This window comes from Deltaproteobacteria bacterium (assembly GCA_016709225.1).
Taxonomy (GTDB): Bacteria; Myxococcota_A; Polyangia; order Nannocystales; family Nannocystaceae; genus Xiheibacterium; species Xiheibacterium phototrophicum.
Genome location: JADJEE010000012.1, coordinates 1,717,501 through 1,734,508 on the forward strand (window position 1 = coordinate 1,717,501; position 17,008 = coordinate 1,734,508).

Sequence of the window (17,008 nt, forward strand, 5' to 3'; positions counted from 1 at the left end):
CCGCCTCGTCGAGCTCCAGGAACGCCTTGTGGAAGGCCTCGCTGACCATCAGCTGCTCCGATCGCGGTGCGATGCCGGTCAGATCGGCCTCGCTGGTGAACACCTGCGAGACCCCCATCGCGCCCAACACCGAGCGCAGGGCGAGCGGTCGATCGGCCTCGATGCGGAACTTCGGCACGCCCAACGTCACCTGCGCGTCGGACATCGCCGCCAGGCCTTCGGCGAGCCAGGCACGGTCGAACCTGCGCTCGAGCGCGGCCAGGGCGTCGGCGCGGTCGGGCACGACGAAGGTCATCGCGTAGTCACCGACGCCGTAGTCGAGCTCGACGATCGTCGCGCCGTCGTGACGTGCGACCGGCATCGTGCCGCTGCGATGCATCATCGCGACGCGCTCGACACCGTGCGGGGTCGTGAAGTCGGCGTCACGGGTGAGATGGGGAAGAAACGGCGTAGCCCACCGCGCCTTGAAGTACACCGCGTCGACCAGCACCAGGCGCGAGCGGGCGTCGATGGTGCCGGCCGGCAAGAGATCGCGGATGCGTTCGTGGGTCTGCGCTTCGACCCACGCGTTGATGTGGGCGCGCGCGGCCTCGGGGTCGCCGCGGAAGTCGAGCGACTCCAGCGGGGCACCGAATACGTCGGTGCCGAGCTCGAGATAGGCCCGGTCGAACGCGACCCCCTGATCACCGAAGAGTCGGTTGGCGACGCTGAAGTCGACGCCCTCGCTGGGCGCCGCCCAACGCGACAGCAGCTCGGCGAACCCGACGTGCAGCGCTGCGGGCTGCCCCTGCCAGTGGAACGCCGACGCCAGCTCCTGCGCAGTGCGACCGCGCGCGCCGGCGTGCAGCATGCCGAATGCCAGCGCGATGCTCGACGGTGAGACCACGAGGTTGGCGTCGGGCTGTGCGAGCCGACGGTGGAGGTCGACCGCGAATGCGTCCATCGCGACGGCGATCGCCGCGGCGTCCGTCGCCGCAGTCGGGCTCGCTACCGGGGATTCGACGGGCGTCGGCGGGCGGCCGCCATCATCGGCGGCGTCGGGCTCCCGGGCGCGCTCGCGCTCCGCAGGGCTACATGCGCTCGCGGCGAGGGCGAGCAGGCCGCGCAGCGCGGCACGACGGGTGAGTTCGGGGCTTTCGTCCATGCGACGAGTGCTGCCAACGCACACGTCGCGCGCCGGTTCTCCCACGGCCTCCGATCAGATCGAGCGCGTGCGCAGGATCTGCTCGCGGGTGCCAGCCAGCGCGAGCACGTCGCCCTCGCGCAGCGGCGCGCGGGGCTCGATCGGCATGGTCTCCTCGCCGCGACACCACTCGATCACGGTCACGCCGGTGCGCCCGCGCAGATCGAGCTCGACCAGGCTCTTGCCGGCCCATCGACGCCCGACGATCACCCGCTCGAGGATCGTGCCCTTGCCGAGCCCGACCTCCTGATCGGGCACCGCACCGCCGGTGCGCACCTGCACGACCTCCTCGTGTTGTCCGAGCACCTTGTCGCTGTAGTGCACGATCAGATCGCCGCGTCGCAGCACGCCGATCAGGCGCCGCTGCGGGTCGACCACCGGCAGCAGCTCCATGCCGGAGCGCGCCGAGGCCAGCATCGCGCCGGCCAGCGTGTCCTTCTCGTAGAGCAGCGGCATCTTGCGCGCCGTCATGAGCTCCTGCGCGGTCGACTCGAGCCTGATCTCGCCGGCGAGCATGCGCTTGGCGAGCTGGTTGCCGTTGATGTAGCCGACCACGGCGCCGTCGGCATCGACCACGAACACCGCGCGCAGATCGGCGTCGAGCGAGAGCTTGCGGATCTCCTCGAGCGGGGCGTCCTCGCGTAGCGTCGGCGTCGGCGGCAGCACCAGCTCCCGCACGGTGCCGCGCCGCATCACCTCGGCCTCTGCGTCGCGCTCCATGATGACGCCGCGGCGTGCCAGCTCGAGCTTGGTGAGGCTCTGCGCCGACACGCGCCGCCCCACCACCACCGCGAGGATGCAGCACAGCATCAGCGGCAGGATGATCGCGTAGTCGCGGGTCATCTCGAACATCATCACGATCGGCGTCAAGGGAGCGTGCAGTGTGGTCGCGAAGATGGCCCCCATGCCGACCAGCGCGTACGCGCCTTGGGCCTGGGGATCGTCGAGCGCGAACCCGGCGAGGTGACCGACCAGCGTACCCAAGCACGCGCCGACGTAGAGCGACGGCAGCAGCGTGCCGCCGTAGCCACCGGAGCCCAGGGTCAGCGCGGTCGCGACGATCTTGAGCACCAGCAGCGCCGCCGCGAGTGAGAGCGCGAGCTCGCCGTGCAGCGCTCGCTCGACGGTGCCGTGGCCGGTGCCGAGCAGCTCGTTCGAGACCAGTGCGGCGAGCAGCGCCACGCCGAGCGCACCGATCGCGGGCCGCAACCACGGCGGCACCCGCACCGCCTCGAAGCGGTGGTGGGCGAGGATGATGGCGCGCGAGAAGACCGTCCCGATGATGCCGGCGGCGATCGCCAGCAGCACGTAGAAGCCGATGTCGCCGAGCCCGACGCCGGCGTGGGCGGGCAGCTCGAACGCGACGTCGTCGCCGCGGATCGCATACGACGTGAACGTGCCGCAGACCGCAGCGACGATCAGCGGGATGAACACCGACATGCTGCCGATGTCACCGCCGATCGAGCCGCCGAAGACGATCTCGACCGTGAAGATCACGCCGGCCAGCGGGGCGTTGAAGGCCGCCGCGAGCCCGCCGGCCGCGCCCGCGCCGAGCATCGCGAGGCGACGGCGCTGACGCATGCCGAAGAAGCGGGCGAGCACGCTGCCGACCGCGGCACCGATCGCGAGCGACGGACCCTCGTGGCCGCACGAGCCGCCGGAACCGATCGTGATGCCGGTGCCCACGCCACACACGATCGCCGAGCGCCCCCGCAGCGTGCCGCCGTGCTTTGCCACCGCCTCGACCACCGCCGGCACGCCGTTGGCGGGCGGCGTCCGAATCCACCGCTCGGCGGCGAAGCGCAGCAATCCCGCCAGGAGACCGCCGGCGGTGGGGATGCCGATCGCGACGGCGTAGCGCACCCATGGCGTGCCCTCGTCGTGCTGCGGGAACAGGTGCACGCCGAACTCGATCCACATCAACAACAGACCGGCGGCGGCGCCACTGGTGATGCCGACGAAGGCCGCCATCACGATCATGAAGAGGTGGTCGTCGCGTACCGCGGTGGCGAGCTGGCGCCCGAGCAGCAGGCCTGCGGAGGCCCACACGCGGCCGAGGCGCTCCGCCGGTGGCAGCGGCTTGTGGTAGCCGGTCGCGTGCAGGTCCTCGGGCTTCGGGATGCGCATCGACGTCGTCGATCGCTCGGCCTGCGCGCCGCGCCGCATCGTCGCCGAAGAGCCCAGGTCCATCCGCGCCGACGAGCCGTCGGGTCCGACGCCGCGGTCGGTCTCGCCGCCGCCCGGCGCCGCTGCTGCCGGCGGCACGGATTGGCGGTCCGATGGATCGGTCGGCACCATCCTCGCGCGAAGCTACGGCCGCGCGGCAGGGCTTTCAACCGCGCCCGACCGCACACGCGCGAGCGCGGGCGAAACCTGACCCAGCGGCAGTTCGAGCCGCACACTCGATCGACACGCCGCGGCCGTCGCCTGCCGACACGTTGCGTGGGGACGCGCCGGGATCACATGCTCGACACGCGAGGGGCAGCAATCCGCAGCCGCTCGAGGGTGGGCACCCGCACGCCGCAAGACCGCGTTCGGCCGCCCGCAGGGCTTGCGCAGCGGTCGCGGCTCGGAAAGACTCCCACGAACCGATGATTGGATTGAACGCCGCTTTCGGATGGAGCCCCGGCGCGCTGCTCGCGTTGGCGGAGGACAAGGTGCCCAACGAGGCCGCGCAGGCACTGTCACCGCAGGCGGGATGGGTGCTCCTCATCGGCGTCATCGCGCTGGTGACCCTGTTCATCCTGCACGGCGAGCGTTGGCGACGGTTCTGGCTCACCGCCGAGGACCCGCGCGCGCTGGCGCTCTACCGCATCGTCTTCGGCTTCTTCGTCATCTGCAACGTCAACGACTTCTGGGAGTACTTCACGTTCCTGTTCACCGACGAAGGCATCTTCACCGCCGACGTCGCCAGGCAGGTCCATGCGTCGGCGCAGTTCAAGGGCTTCGGCGACGGCTTCACCGACGAAGAGCCGTGGGGCTTCTTCGACATGTGGGGGCTCATCGAGTTCCTGAAGGGCCCGAAGTGGTCACTGCTCTACTTCTGGGACACGCCGACCGCGTTCTGGATCCACCTGTGGGCCTTCGAGATCATCGCAGCGCTGTTCATGCTGGGCTTCTGGACCCGCACGACCGGCGTGCTGACGTTCTTCTTGATGAACAGCATCTTCTTCCGGAACCACCTGTTCTGGGAGGGCACCGAGCTGGTCTACCGGGTGTTCCTGGCCTACCTCATCTGCGCCAAGTCGGGCTACGCATACAGCCTCGACAACTGGCTGCGCTGTCGGAGACTGCGGCGCAAGGGCCTGCTCAGCGAGCGTGACGGCCCCGGTGGCGGTGCCGGCCTCGCGCCCTCGGAGGAGCACCCCAAGGGCCTGCAGGCGATCTATCGCCTCATCCCGGCGTGGCCGCGTCGGCTCGCGATGTTCCAGCTCGGCACGGTCTACGCGTTCACCGGCATCGTGAAGAACGGCAGCGTGTGGGCCAAGGGCGACGCGATCTACTACGCGTGGAACATGGACCACTTCTACCGCTACTACCCGCAGCGGCTGACGGCCCTCATCGGCACCAACTTCCTGCGCCTGATGACGTGGTTCTCGCACTGGGGCGAGGTGTTCTTCGCGATCTGCCTCATCGGCATGGTGATGCACTGGGCGCGCGACCAGCAGCTCCCGCGCGAGACCGGTGCGCGGCGCCTGCTGCTGCGACTGTGCTGGTTCACGATCATCATCGTCAGCGGCGGCCTCATCTACGTGACGTGGTCGGTGCACTTCGTGCCCGCGATGCCGGCGTGGGTGTTCGTCTCGCTGTGGGTCTCGCTACTGCTGGCGCTGTGGTGGGGCTGGGAGCGGCTGGATCGCAAGCCGATCGTGGTGCGCCCGGCCAAGGCCGCCGGCGTGATCGCCACCGCCATCGTCGGCGCGATCGGGTTCGTGTTCGGCCTGCTGATCGGCGCCGACTCGCCCCACTGGGGTCAGTGGCTCGGCGTGCTCATCGGCTGGTTGGTGGTCGGCACCGGGCTCATGCTCGCGATCCGCAAGCGCAAGCCGACGTGGTGGGAGGCGATGCGTCGCTTCGGCACCACACAGATCGATCGCATGTGGCTGTGCCGGTGGCTGCTCGGGCGTCGCATCTGGATCCCGTGGCACATCGCGCTCATGGGCGGGATCTTCACGCTCATGAACATCGGGCAGTTCCAGACCGGGATGCTGTCGCAGACGTTCGTGTTCTTCACCGGCCTCGAGACCGCGATCGGCCTGCGCTGGTTTGGCCGCAGGCTCGCCAAGTGGGGCGTGCCCGGCATCCCGCAGGACGTGAAGGACGGCCTGCCGCCGATCCCGAGCGAGGACGCCAGCTTGCCGCACCTGCGACGCGACGCGGCGAAGCTGCCGCAGTGGGCGATGTTCGTCACCGCCGGCATCGTGCTCGTGGGCGTGCTGGTGGCCGCGGTCGTGCAGCCCGAGTGGAACTGGCAGCGCATCTGGTGGGCCGCGCTCTTGTTCGCGGCCGGCGTCGCGTTCCAGACCTGGCGTGCCAGCCGTGGTGTGCAGCTGTCGGTCGTGGATCCGAACACCCAGGAGCCGCGCACGCCGTGGGCGTACGGCCCGTTCGGTCGCTTCGTGATCGGCACGCTGCTCATCTGGCACATCGTCGCGGTCGCGACCTGGCTGCTGCCCGAGAAGGACAGCCTGCACGCGTTCCGCGGGCCTGCACGCAACGTGTTCGCGTTCTACCTGACGCGCACACAGACCGATCAGGGCTGGGGCATGTTCGCGCCCAACCCACCGCGCAGCAACGTGTTCCTGAAGGTGCTGGTGACGGGGCAGGACGGCGAGGTCTACGACATGAAGACCGACGTCTATGCGCCCGAGCGCAAGCCGATGCCGTGGATCTGGAACGACCGCATGCGCAAGATGAACCGCCGCATCATCGGCGGCGAGTCGGGCGACACGCAGTGGTATCGCAAGTGGCACGCGCGCTGGTACTGCCGCGAGTGGGCGCTCAACCCCGATCTCGTCGAGGGCCTGTCGGGCATCGGCGAGCCGCCCAAGAAGGTCGAGCTGGTGAAGGTCTGGTACAAGATCCCTTCGCCCGAGGACGTCGCGCGACGCGGCTTCTACGTGCCCGAGGACCTGCTCGAGCGCACCGGTGAGGAGAAGGTCGAGTACACCGAGAACTGTCGTGGCGCGGTCATGGGACAGCTGCCCGACTGGATCCGCGAGCGTCACGGCCTGCCACCGCTGCCCGAGAACGAGAAGTACAAGCCGTGGATCAAGCACAAGAAGCGCGCGTGGGAGAAGGCCCATGCGCCCAAGGACGAAGAGAAGGAAGACGGCAACGAGGGCGATCCGACCCGCAAGCTCGACGATTGAAGGACCCTGCGAACGGGCGTCGGCACCGACGCCCGTGGCCGATCGCGCGGGGCCCGAGCCCCCGTGATAGCCTGACGGGGTCATGCCAATGCTGTCGTGCTCGTCCTGCGCCCAGCACTTCCTCGCCCACGAGGCCGCGTGCCCGCACTGCGGCGCGACGGTGCGAACGGTCGGTGCCACCGGCTTCGCGCCGTTCATCTTGCTGGGCTTGATGTTGGCGGCGTGCCCGGCCGACGACTATCACGACTCGCTCGGCGACTCGGCCAGCGGCAGCACCACCAGCAACACCACCGGCAACACCACCACGGCGTCGACCACCGCCTCGACCGACTCGGCCACTGGCACGACCGGCATGACCACGATGGATGCCGCGACCGTCGGCAGCGAGGCCGCCTACGGCGTGCCGGAGTCGAGCAGCTCCACCGATCCGACCGTGGCCGACAGCAGCTCGGGCAGCAGCGGCAGCGGCAGCTCGGGCACCGACAGCGGCAGCGGTAGCGGCAGCGGTTCGTCGAGCACCGCCGGCGAGCCGCTCTACGGCGCGCCGGGCTGAGCCTGCGATCGCGGCTTCAAGTGGCGAGCGGCAACGTGCGGCGCGGCGACGCCGGCTCGGGCAACGCCTGCTCCCACGGCTGCTCGCACAGCTCGAAGCGACCGAAGTCGTACGGGTCGCCCGGCGGACGCTCGGCGTGCACGAGCAGCTCGCGGATGCCCCGACGCTCGAGCGTGCGCACGCGGTAGTAGCAGAACGGGTTGTTGCCGCGACGACCGAGCGCGCTGTGGGTCGTGAACGAGCAACCCGCGCGACACACGTCGGCGTAGTAACACTCGCTGCAGAAGCCCCACAGCTCCTCGCGAGTGCGATCGCGGGTGAACTTCATCCCCTCGCCGTCGCGCCAGATGTCGGCCAGCGACAGCGTGCGAACGTTGCCGCCCACGTAGGGCGCGGTCGGCAGCGACGGGCACCCTTTCACGGTGCCGTCGGATTCGATGCCCATCACGAACTGCCCCGCCTGACAGCCGCCGAAGTAGCGATTGCCGCGACCGGGTCGCGAGCGCAGCAGCTGCTCGTGCGGGCCGTAGTAGCCGAGGTTGTTGCCGATCGCGACGTGGAACGAGCGATCGGCCGGGACCCCGCGCGCGGTCGCCCGCGCGAACGCGGCGGTCTGGATCGCGGCCAGCGTGTCGATGATCTCGACCACCATCCACGGCTGCACGATCCACTCGGGGTGGTCGCCGGCACGGCCCATCGCCGCGGTCAGCTGCGCGCGCCAGACCAGCACACCCGCGGCCTCGAGCAGCTCCGCCAGCGCCGGCAGCTCGCCCATGTTGAGGCGGTTGATCTGCGTGTTGGCAGTGACGACGAGGCCGGCGGCCTGGCCGTGCTCGATGGCCCGCATCGCGGCGGCGTGGCTGCCCGCGCTCGCGCGCAGGAGGTCGTGGCTCGCCGCGGTGCCGTCGATCGACACGCCGATCGCCTCGAGACCCGCATCGGCCAGTCGTCGCGCACGCTCGGCCGTGAGCCCGCGACCGCCGGTCTGCATGGTCACGCGCAGGCCCTGCCGTGCGAGGTGCTCGACCAGCGTGTAGACGTCGGCCCGCAGATAGGCCTCGCCGCCGATCAGCGTGACCTCGCGGGTGCCCAGCCGCACGAGCGCGTCGGCGACCTCGAGCAGCTCCGCGGTCGAGAGCTCGTCGTCGCGGACCGGGCCAGCCCGTGAGCCACAGTGCTCGCACGCGTGGTCGCAGCGCAGCGTGATCTCCCAGACGCAGTAGATGGGTCGCGGGGTGTCGCGCTCCTCGTCTCGAACGGTGCGCGGGCTCTCCACGGCGCACGATCCTAGCAGAGCCCGCGCGCGGGCTCAGGCGTTGCGTCGCCGTGGGCTCCGGCGCGGCGCGTCGGCGAGCAGCAGCAGGCGCAGCGCACGGGCGGCGGGTGAGAGCCGATCGAGCCCGCGATGGAGCAGCCGCAGCGGCCGGTCGATCGGCGTCCGAGGATCTCGCACCTCGACCAGGCGACCGAGCTCCAGATCGGTCGCGACCGCAGTGCGGCTGACCAACGCGATGCCGAGGCCAGCGCGGACGCTGCCCTTCACCGTCGAGATGCTCGACAGCTCCATGCCGATCTCGACGCCGGCGAAGTGGCGGTCCATCACCGCTCGCACCGCACTGCCAGGCGCGAACGCGATGAAGGGCAGCGCGCGTGGGTCGGCACCCGGCGCAGCGACCAGCACGATCGACTCGTCGCGAAACCTCTCGCCGCGGGCGCTGCTGGCGATGACGAGGTCGAGCTCGCCGGCCTCGAAGGCGTCGATCGCGAGCTCCTCCGGCATCTCGCGCAGGCGCAGCGCAACCTTGGGGTGTCGGCGGCGGAACCCCGAGAGCACCGGCGGCAGCAGGTACGTGCACGCGGTCTGGCCGCCACCGATGCGGACCTCACCCGCCTCGAGTCGCTCGAGCGCCGCGACCGCCTGGCGAGCCTCGGCGACCGCGACCACCGCCGCGCGCGCGTGGGGCAGCAGCGCGACCCCGGCCTGCGTCAGCTGTGCACCGGTGCGACCGCGATCGAACAACCGCGCCTCGAGCTCGGCCTCGAGCCGGCGGATCGAGGCGGTCAGTGCCGGCTGCGACACGTGGGCGTGGCGGGCCGCCGCCGTGAAGGTGCCCTGCTCGACCACCAGCAGGAAGTGACGCAGGTGCTCGAGCATAAGCATAGGTTATCGAACTGCGGCGAAACATTCATGGGCGTCCGGTCCGCCGCAGGCCCATCTTCGCCATCGTGATCCTCCTCGTCGTGCTCGGGCTCGCGGCTGGCATGCTCAGCACCATCGCCGGCCTCGGCGGCGGCCTGTTCCTGCTGATGGTGCTGGGGCTGCTGCGCGGGCCCCATGCCGCGCTGGTGCTCACGACCCCGGCGCTGCTGGTGTCGAACCTCCACCGCGCGTGGCTGTTCCGCGCCGATCTCGATCGTCGGCTCGCCCGCGTCATCGTCGGCGGCGTGATCCCGGGTGCGTTCCTCGGCGCACTCGCGCTGCCGGAGATTCCCGAGACCGTGGTGGCGGTGCTGTTCACCGCGTCCACCGTGTTCGCGCTGCTGCGCGCCAGCGGACGCATCACGCTGCAGCCGCGGGGCCGCGCCATCGCGCTCTACGCCTTCGTCGTCGGTGCGCTGGCGGCGACCTCGGGCGGTGCTGGCATGCTGCTGGCACCGCTGGTCTTGAGCGTGGTCGGGCCGGGTACGCGCTACCTCGCGACCATCGCCGTGGGTGCGATGGCGATGCATGCGGCGCGGGTGATGGGCTATGGCGCTGCGGGTCTCCTGGCGAGCGAGCAGACCGGCGACATCCTCGCGCTGCTGGTGGGGTTGCTGGCTGGCAACCTGATCGGCCGGCGCCTGCGCGGCCACGCGAGCATCGACACCCAACGCCGGGTCGAGATCGGCGCGCTGGTGATCGCGAACGTTTGCGCGCTGGCCAGCCTGTTCGGGCGGTGAACGGACGAACGGGTGGATGCGCTACTGCTCGCGCTTGCGTGCGCGGTTCCACTTCCACAGCTTCACGATGCCGCCGGTGACGGCGCCCCGTGCCCGCGCGCCCAGGCTCTTGCCGTCGTCCTTGCCGTTGCCGGCCCGCGGCACCGCCTTGCCCGCCTTGTGGCCGAGGTAGAGGCCCGCGGCGACCGCCAGGACGATGAGCACGATGAGCAGGGGCAGTGGGAGCTCTTCCAAGCGGCGGGCCTCCGGACGAAGGTAGCGCCAACTGCGAAAGTCACAAGGGGCCCCCCGCGCACGAAGGTCGTTGCGGTCGGGTGCCGCACCCATCTTTGCTAAGCTCCGCGGCCGTGGACGAGCTCCAAGGTCGCATCGATGCACTGGTCAAGGGCAACCGCGTGGTGCTCTTCATGAAGGGCACGCGTGCGGCGCCCCAGTGTGGCTTCTCGGCGCAGGTGGTCGAGATCCTCGACCAGTACCTGCCCGAGTACACCACCGTGAACGTCCTCGCCGACGCCGCGATGCGCGACGGTGTGAAGGAGTACGCGCAGTGGCCCACGATCCCGCAGCTGTTCGTCGACGGCGAATTCGTCGGGGGCTGCGACATCGTGCGGGAGCTCGACGGCAACGGCGAGCTGGTCAAGACCCTCGGTGAGCTGGTCACGCCGCCTTCGCCCCCCGCGATCACGATCAGCGACGCCGCTGCCAAGGTCTTCGCGCAGGCCGTGCGCGAGCTCGCCGAGGGCGAGCGCCTGCGGCTCGTCGTCGACGGACGCTTCCAGCACGAACTCACGATCACGGGGCCGGGTCCCGGCGATCTCGAGGTCACTGCCAACGGCGTTACGCTGCGGGTCGACGTCGGCAGCGCGCGACGTGCCGACGGCGTGCGCATCGACTACGTCGAGCAGCCGAGCCCCGGCTTCAAGATCGACAACCCCAATGCACCGCCGACCGTGCGCCACGTCAGCCCCGCCGAGGCCAAGGCGTTGCTCGACGCGGACGGGCGGGCGCGCCTGCTCGACGTGCGCACGCCCGGCGAGCACGAGCGGGCGCGCATCCCCGGCGGCGTGTTGCTGACGCCCGAGCTCATGCGCGAGCTGCTCGAGCTGCCGCGCGACACCCCGCTGGTGTTCCATTGCCACCACGGTCAGCGCTCGCACCAGGCCGCGCTGCACTTCCTCGAGCGCGGCTTCACGGTGGTCCACAACGTCGCCGGTGGCATCGACGCGTGGTCGGTCGAGCTCGACCCGTCGATCCCACGGTACTAGTCGATGGAGTCGCTGCTCGCCGCGATCCGCAAGGCCTGCTCGGCCTCGACCTGGTCGCGCGGGGTCGAGCTGGCGCGCAGCGACGCGGTGATGCTGCAGGAGCGCGGCAAGTCCGAGCTCGAGTTCCGCGTCGCGACCAAGGGCGGCATGGTCGCGCCGATCGTCACGCTGTTCCCCGACGACGACGAGTGGAGCTGCGAGTGCAACTTCCCCGAGGACGCGTGCCCGCACGTGGCCGCCGCCGCGATCGCGTGGCAGCAGGACCAGGCCGGCGGCAAGCCGCTCACGCAGGCCGACGCACCCAAGGCGCCCGGCCGCATCGCGTATCGCTTCGAGACCCGCGGCGAGTCACTCGCGCTGCGCCGCGTGATCGTGCACGAGGGCGGCGAGTGGGCCTTCGACGGCACGCTCGCCATGGTCGCGCAAGGCAAGCTGCGTGGCCCGAAGTTCGTGGCCGCGCCGGCCGACCTGCGCTTCGAGAAACACGTCGGCACGTTCATGGCGCAGGTGCTGCCCAAGGCGGGGCTGGCGCGACTGTTCGAGACCCTGAGCGACGCGACCGACGTGACGCTCGATGGCACCGCGGTGCGCCTGGGGCCGCCGTCGTCGGGCTTGCGGGTGCTCGTGCGGGGCGAGGGTGACCGCGTGTTCGCGCAGCTCGAGCGCGACCCCGAGGTCACGATGGTGTTCAAGAACGGTGCGATCCGCCGCGGCGATCGCCTGCACCCGGTCGGCGGCCACGGCCTGCCCGAGGGCGAGTTCAACGAGCTGCGCCGCGGCAAGTGGTTCGACGCCGAGGGCATGGCCACGCTGGCCGGCGATCTCGTGCCGCGGTGGAAGCGGACGCTGCCGATCGAGAACGTGTCGGAGTCGGTGCCGCAGGCCCGCGCGCTCAAGCCCCGCATCGCGATCAGCACCGCCCGCGACGGCGACGCGCTGTCGCTGCTGGGCACGGTCGTGTACGGCGACCCCGCGGTCGCGCGCGTCGACGGCGATCGGCTGACGAGCCTGCGCGAGGGCGACGTGCCGCTGCGCAACCTCCGGCTCGAGAAGATCCTCGTCGAGCGCATGCGCGAGGAGCTGGGACTCGAACCCGGCGTGCGGCGCTCGCTGTCACCGGGCGAAGCGGTCGCGTGGAACCAGCGCTTCCTCGGCGGCGAGGGCTATGCCGTCGAGGGCCGCGCCCACCACGACTTCGTGCTGCGCGGCGAGGTGGTGCCGCGGCTCGGCGAAGGCCCGCGCGAGGGCGAGCTGGCGTTCGAGCTCGAGCTCGATGACGGCGATGCGGGTGGCAGCGGCGGCGGCCCCCGCGGCCGCGCCGAGCCGGGCGCGGTGGTGGCGGCGTGGCGACGTGGCGAGGAGCTGGTGCCGCTGGTCGACGGCGGCTTCGCTCGACTGCCGCTCGAGTTCCTCGCGCGTCATGGCGAGCGCGTGGCCGCGCTGCTGCGCGCCCGCGAGGCCGCACGCGATGATGCACTGCCGACCTGGGCAACCGCCGATCTCGCGGCGCTCTGCGAGGCGCTCGAGCGCCCGGCACCGCCGCAGTGGCAGCACCTGCGGGGCTTGTTCGAGGGCTTCGAGGGGCTCGGCGAGCCGGTCCTGCCCGCCGATGTCACGGCGTCGCTGCGCGACTACCAGCGCCGCGGCGTCGCGTGGTTGTCCTTCCTGCAGGACGCAAAGATGGGCGGCCTGCTCGCCGACGACATGGGTCTCGGCAAGACGCTGCAGACGCTGTGCGCGATCCGAGGACGCACGCTGGTGGTCGCACCGACGAGCGTGCTGCCCAACTGGGCCGCCGAGATCGCCCGCTTCCGCCCTGCCCTGCGCGTGTGCAGCTACCACGGCCCCGGTCGCGAGCTCGGCCGCGACGCCGACGTCACGCTCACCAGCTTCGCGTTGTTGCGACTCGATCGCGAGCTGCTGACACGCCAGTCGTGGGACACCGTCGTCATCGACGAGGCCCAGGCCATCAAGAACCCCGACAGCCAGGTCGCGCGGGCCGCCTTCGAGCTGCAAGCGCGCGTGCGATTCGCCCTCACCGGCACGCCGGTCGAGAACCGGCTCGAGGATTTGTGGAGCCAGTTCCACTTTGCCAACCCCGGCCTGCTGGGCGGCCGCAGCGAGTTCCTCGAGCGCTACGCGCGGCCGATCGGCAGCGGCGACGCGTCGGCGACCGCGGCGCTGCGCGAGCGCATCCGTCCGTTCGTGCTGCGACGTCTGAAGCGAGAGGTCGCGCGCGAGCTGCCGCCGCGCACCGACCTCGTGCTGCACTGCGAGCTGCGCGACGAGGAGCGTGCGGTCTACGACGCCGTGCGGGCCGCGACGCGCGAGGACATCGCTGCGCGCCTGGGCGCCGGCGGCGAGGTGATGGCGATGCTCGAGGCGCTGCTGCGTCTGCGCCAGGCCGCGTGCGACAGCGCGTTGGTACCGGGCCAGCGCAGCGATGGCCCGCCGTCGTCGAAGCTCGAGCGCCTGCTCGATACGCTCGCGACCCTGCGCGAGGCCGGCAGCAAGGCGCTGGTGTTCTCGCAGTGGACCTCGCTGCTCGATCGCGTCGAGCCGCTGCTCGCCGAACAAGGGGTGCCGTACCTGCGCCTCGATGGCTCGACCAGCGATCGCGGCGCCGTGGTCGAGCGCTTCCAGGCCGACGACGGCCCGCCGGTCTTGCTCATCTCGCTGCGTGCCGGTGGCACCGGGCTCAACCTCACCGCGGCCGACCACGTGTTCTTGCTCGACCCGTGGTGGAACCCCGCCGTCGAGGATCAGGCGGCCGACCGTGCGCACCGCATCGGCCAGGACAAGCCGGTGTTCGTCCATCGCCTGGTCGCACGCAACACCGTCGAGGAGGGCATCTTGGCGCTGCAGCTGCGCAAGCGCGAGCTCGCCGCGGCGGCCCTCGAGGGCGGCACGCCGGCGACCGCGATCACCCGCGACGAGCTGCTCGCGCTGCTCGACTAGTACCTCTCACGCGGGGACGCCCGCCCGCGCAACCAGGCTCAGGGCGCCGCCGCGGCGGCTGCTTCGATGGGCTCGCAGCTGCAGCCCCAGCTCGCCGGCAGCTGCGGACACATCGTCGCTGCGATGATCCGGTGGCCCTCGGCGTTCGGGTGGATGTGGTCGAAGCTTCGCAGCTCCGCGCGCAAGAACCACCGCGGCAGCTCGGCGAGCAGTGCAGCGTCACGATCGAGCTCGGCCTCGCGCGCCGCCTCGTCGAGCTTCGCGTGGGCCTGCTTCCAGCGCTTGTCCTTCGCGAGCGCAGCGCGGACGGTCTCGACTTCCTGCGCGTCGGCATCGCGATCGCGCAGCGCCGAGTCGTAGAGATCGATGGCGATGTCGGGCAGCTCGCGGGGGTCCCACGGCGCCTCGACGCCGCCAGGACGCTTGCGACCGTAGTCACCGAAGGCCTGCTCGGGGGTCAGCCGCGACATGTTGAAGTCGACGACCTCCTTGGTCACCCGCACGTGTTCGAGCCCCTGCTCCCCGCGCCAGCGCTTGTCCTTCAGATCGCCCCACGGTGTCAGCGAGAGACCGATCACCTTGAAGTGGTGATCGTGGGCGGCGACGAAGAGGTCGCGCATGTGCTTGTTGGTCGACTTCGGGGTGCCGACGCTGTTGAGCCCACCGCCGTAGACGAGCCAGTGCTCGAAGGCGGGGTCCTTGGCGCGCACGCGCGAGTTCTCGAGCACCTGGTGCTTGAAGCGCTGCTTGAGCGCGAGTGCGCCCTGACCCACGCGCGAGAGGTTGTGGACCTCGACGTTGCGACACAGGCGCTCGAGCTCGCGGGCATAGGGCTGCTTGGGCCACGCACCGATCGATCCCGCCAGCACCACGACCTTCACCGGCTTGTCGGCGTGCTTGAAGCGCCAGGTCGGCGGACCCTCGGGCTCGAGTCCGATCAAGGTCGGCGCGGCGGCGGCGGGCTCCTCGGCGTGGGCGGGCGTCGCCGGCGACCCGAACGACAGCGCGGTCGCGAGCGCCAGCCAAGGCCCAGTGTCACGGAACGATCGAGAACGCATGCTCGGCGAGCTCCACACCATCGGCAGACATGATGCGCACCACCCACTCGCCGACGTACTCGGCGCGCAGCCGCAGGTACGCGCGCGTGCGGTAGGCATGCAATGACACCACCGCGATCTTGCCGCGGCGCGCCGTGCTGCCGTCCTTCTTCTGCCACACGATCGACATCATCTCCTCCTCGCGGGGATGCACGACACGCAGGCACACGTTGATCTCCTCGAGCTTCGAGACGGAGAACTCGCGGGCGACGTCCTTGCAGCCGGTCTTGTCGTAGCCCGCGCCCATCTCGATGCGATCGACGTGGATGCCGGTCGCGCCGACACCCCCGACCGGCGGGAGGTCGGCGGGGCTCACGGGCAGGCGGGCGAAGGTCGCAGCGATCTCGGGCGGCGTGCCCGGTGGCGCCGTGCGGGGATCGGCGTCGCGCGGCACTGCGACCGGCGGCTTCGACTCGATCGGCACCGTGGGCGCGGTACCGCCGCGTTCGGTCGGCGGCGTGGCATCGTCGTCGTCGACGTGGGTCGAGGCCGGGGTCGGCTCCACCGGCGCGGGCGCGGGATCCACGGCCGGCTTCTCGGCGATCGTCGTTTGCGAGGCGGCGAGCTCGGGCGTCGCGCCATCGTTCGCCGCGCCGAACCACCACACTGCCCCGGCCACACCGACGCCCGCGACGACCGCCCAACCCAGCGAGGCCCGCTTGGGCTTGGCGCCCAGCTCGAGCGCAGCGGTGCGCGAGGTGATGCGCCGCGGCTCGGGTGCCACGACGCGCTTGCGCGCCGCCGCGTGCAACGGCAGCACGCGTCCGCGATCATCGTCATCGTCGTCGACCGCGCCCACCGCAACGCGGGCCACCACCGCGTCGCGCGGCTCACGGACGACCTGCGAGGGGCGCCGCGGAGGTTCGACCGTCCTGGCGACCTCGACGGGCTTCGCCGCCTCGCTCGGCTTCGCCGCCTCGCTCGACTTCGCCGCCTCGCTCGACTTCGCCGCCTCGCTCGACTTCGCCGCCTCGCTCGACTTCGCCGCCTCGCTCGACTTCGCCGCCTCGCTCGACTTCGCCGCCTCGCTCGCGTCCGCTGCGGCGCGTGCCGCCGCGGCCCGCTCGCGCGCCTCGAGCTCCGCGCCCATCAGCGCAGCCATCTCCGCCTCGGACTCCCGTAGGTCGCGTTGCGCCGGTGCGGGCGGCATCATCGCCACCGCAACGTCGCGGGTCGCCATCGCCCACGATCCCGACATCATCGCGTCCATCTGCCGATCGTCCTCGCGCTCGGGCGCCACCGCGACGTCGGGCTCGGCACCCTCGTCGTCGAGGGTCGCGGTCGGGAGATCGGTCGATGAACTCTCGGCCACGCGGGGCCCCGAGATCTCGCTGACGTCGCGCGCCACCACGGCATCGCCGCTCACCACGCGCGGCACCGCGGCCGCGCGCGCGCGGTCGTCCCAGGTCTTCGTCTCGCCCCCCGGCTCGGCCGTTTCGGACTGCCCGAGCAGGTCACCCCACGCCGCATCGAAGCTCGCTTTGCCGTCCGCAGCTGGACGGTGGGGTGGCTCATTCGAGCCATGCCTCATGCTCGACATCGTGCCAGAAAAGCCGCCGCGGCGGGAGCCTCGCGATCGGCGATCGCAGGCCCGGCCGGGCCGCGCATCGTCCCGGTCCGCCCTTGCCGCCTGTTCCTGG

General features: G+C 71.3%; 13 protein-coding genes (1 of these 13 cut by a window edge). 6 read left to right on the top strand and 7 right to left on the bottom strand.

Annotation, left to right across the window (positions count from 1 at the left end; all coding sequences use genetic code 11):
* Both IPH07_32085 and IPH07_32090 read right to left on the bottom strand, forming a co-directional pair.
* Positions 1 to 1,144, bottom strand: the 5' portion of a protein-coding gene (locus tag IPH07_32085) for a serpin family protein (protein ID MBK6922076.1). 167 nt of this gene lie to the left of the window's left edge; only the first 1,144 of its 1,311 coding nucleotides appear in the window; its start codon is at positions 1,142 to 1,144; its stop codon lies beyond the left edge, outside the window.
* Positions 1,145 to 1,198: 54 nt separating this feature from the next.
* Positions 1,199 to 3,310 carry a chloride channel protein gene (locus tag IPH07_32090; GenBank protein ID MBK6922077.1) on the bottom strand — a complete coding sequence of 704 codons (2,112 nt, stop codon included), beginning with the start codon at positions 3,308 to 3,310 and terminating at the stop codon, positions 1,199 to 1,201.
* Here IPH07_32090 and IPH07_32095 point away from each other — a divergent pair.
* From IPH07_32095 to IPH07_32105, 3 genes are all read left to right on the top strand, one after another.
* A complete protein-coding gene (locus IPH07_32095; GenBank protein ID MBK6922078.1) occupies positions 3,303 to 3,560 on the top strand; it encodes a hypothetical protein in 258 nt (85 codons plus the stop codon). The genes IPH07_32090 and IPH07_32095 overlap by 8 nt on opposite strands.
* A gap of 223 nt (positions 3,561 to 3,783) precedes the next feature.
* A complete protein-coding gene (locus IPH07_32100) occupies positions 3,784 to 6,555 on the top strand; it encodes a hypothetical protein (GenBank protein MBK6922079.1) in 2,772 nt (923 codons plus the stop codon).
* Positions 6,556 to 6,637: 82 nt separating this feature from the next.
* A complete protein-coding gene (locus IPH07_32105; GenBank protein MBK6922080.1) occupies positions 6,638 to 7,108 on the top strand; it encodes a hypothetical protein in 471 nt (156 codons plus the stop codon).
* 16 nt (positions 7,109 to 7,124) lie between these two features.
* On the opposite strand, the gene IPH07_32110 is transcribed toward IPH07_32105, so the two are convergent.
* Both IPH07_32110 and IPH07_32115 read right to left on the bottom strand, forming a co-directional pair.
* On the bottom strand, positions 7,125 to 8,384 hold the full coding sequence (locus IPH07_32110; protein ID MBK6922081.1) for a radical SAM protein: 1,260 nt from the start codon (positions 8,382 to 8,384) through the stop codon (positions 7,125 to 7,127).
* 33 nt (positions 8,385 to 8,417) lie between these two features.
* The gene (locus tag IPH07_32115) at positions 8,418 to 9,269 is read right to left on the bottom strand and encodes a LysR family transcriptional regulator (GenBank protein ID MBK6922082.1); all 852 of its coding nucleotides are present in this window, start codon (positions 9,267 to 9,269) and stop codon (positions 8,418 to 8,420) included.
* 65 nt (positions 9,270 to 9,334) lie between these two features.
* On the opposite strand from IPH07_32115, the gene IPH07_32120 reads away from it, so the two are divergent.
* On the top strand, positions 9,335 to 10,048 hold the full coding sequence (locus IPH07_32120) for a TSUP family transporter (protein ID MBK6922083.1): 714 nt from the start codon (positions 9,335 to 9,337) through the stop codon (positions 10,046 to 10,048).
* 21 nt (positions 10,049 to 10,069) lie between these two features.
* Here IPH07_32120 and IPH07_32125 read toward each other — a convergent pair whose 3' ends face one another.
* Positions 10,070 to 10,282 (bottom strand): hypothetical protein, encoded by a 213-nt coding sequence (locus IPH07_32125; GenBank protein MBK6922084.1) that lies wholly within the window; start codon positions 10,280 to 10,282, stop codon positions 10,070 to 10,072.
* A 173-nt stretch (positions 10,283 to 10,455) separates the two neighbouring features.
* Here IPH07_32125 and IPH07_32130 point away from each other — a divergent pair, with 173 nt between their 5' ends.
* Together IPH07_32130 and IPH07_32135 are read left to right on the top strand one after the other, a co-directional pair.
* Positions 10,456 to 11,313 carry a monothiol glutaredoxin, Grx4 family gene (locus IPH07_32130; protein MBK6922085.1) on the top strand — a complete coding sequence of 286 codons (858 nt, stop codon included), beginning with the start codon at positions 10,456 to 10,458 and terminating at the stop codon, positions 11,311 to 11,313.
* A gap of 3 nt (positions 11,314 to 11,316) precedes the next feature.
* Positions 11,317 to 14,271, top strand: a complete 2,955-nt coding sequence (locus IPH07_32135; protein MBK6922086.1) for a DEAD/DEAH box helicase — start codon at positions 11,317 to 11,319, stop codon at positions 14,269 to 14,271.
* A gap of 38 nt (positions 14,272 to 14,309) precedes the next feature.
* Here the strand turns inward: IPH07_32135 and IPH07_32140 are convergent, their stop codons facing one another.
* Positions 14,310 to 15,329 carry a hypothetical protein gene (locus IPH07_32140; protein MBK6922087.1) on the bottom strand — a complete coding sequence of 340 codons (1,020 nt, stop codon included), beginning with the start codon at positions 15,327 to 15,329 and terminating at the stop codon, positions 14,310 to 14,312.
* The gene (locus tag IPH07_32145; protein ID MBK6922088.1) at positions 15,307 to 16,899 is read right to left on the bottom strand and encodes a DUF2914 domain-containing protein; all 1,593 of its coding nucleotides are present in this window, start codon (positions 16,897 to 16,899) and stop codon (positions 15,307 to 15,309) included. The genes IPH07_32140 and IPH07_32145 overlap by 23 nt, the downstream gene beginning before the upstream one ends.
* Positions 16,900 to 17,008: the final 109 nt, after the last annotated feature.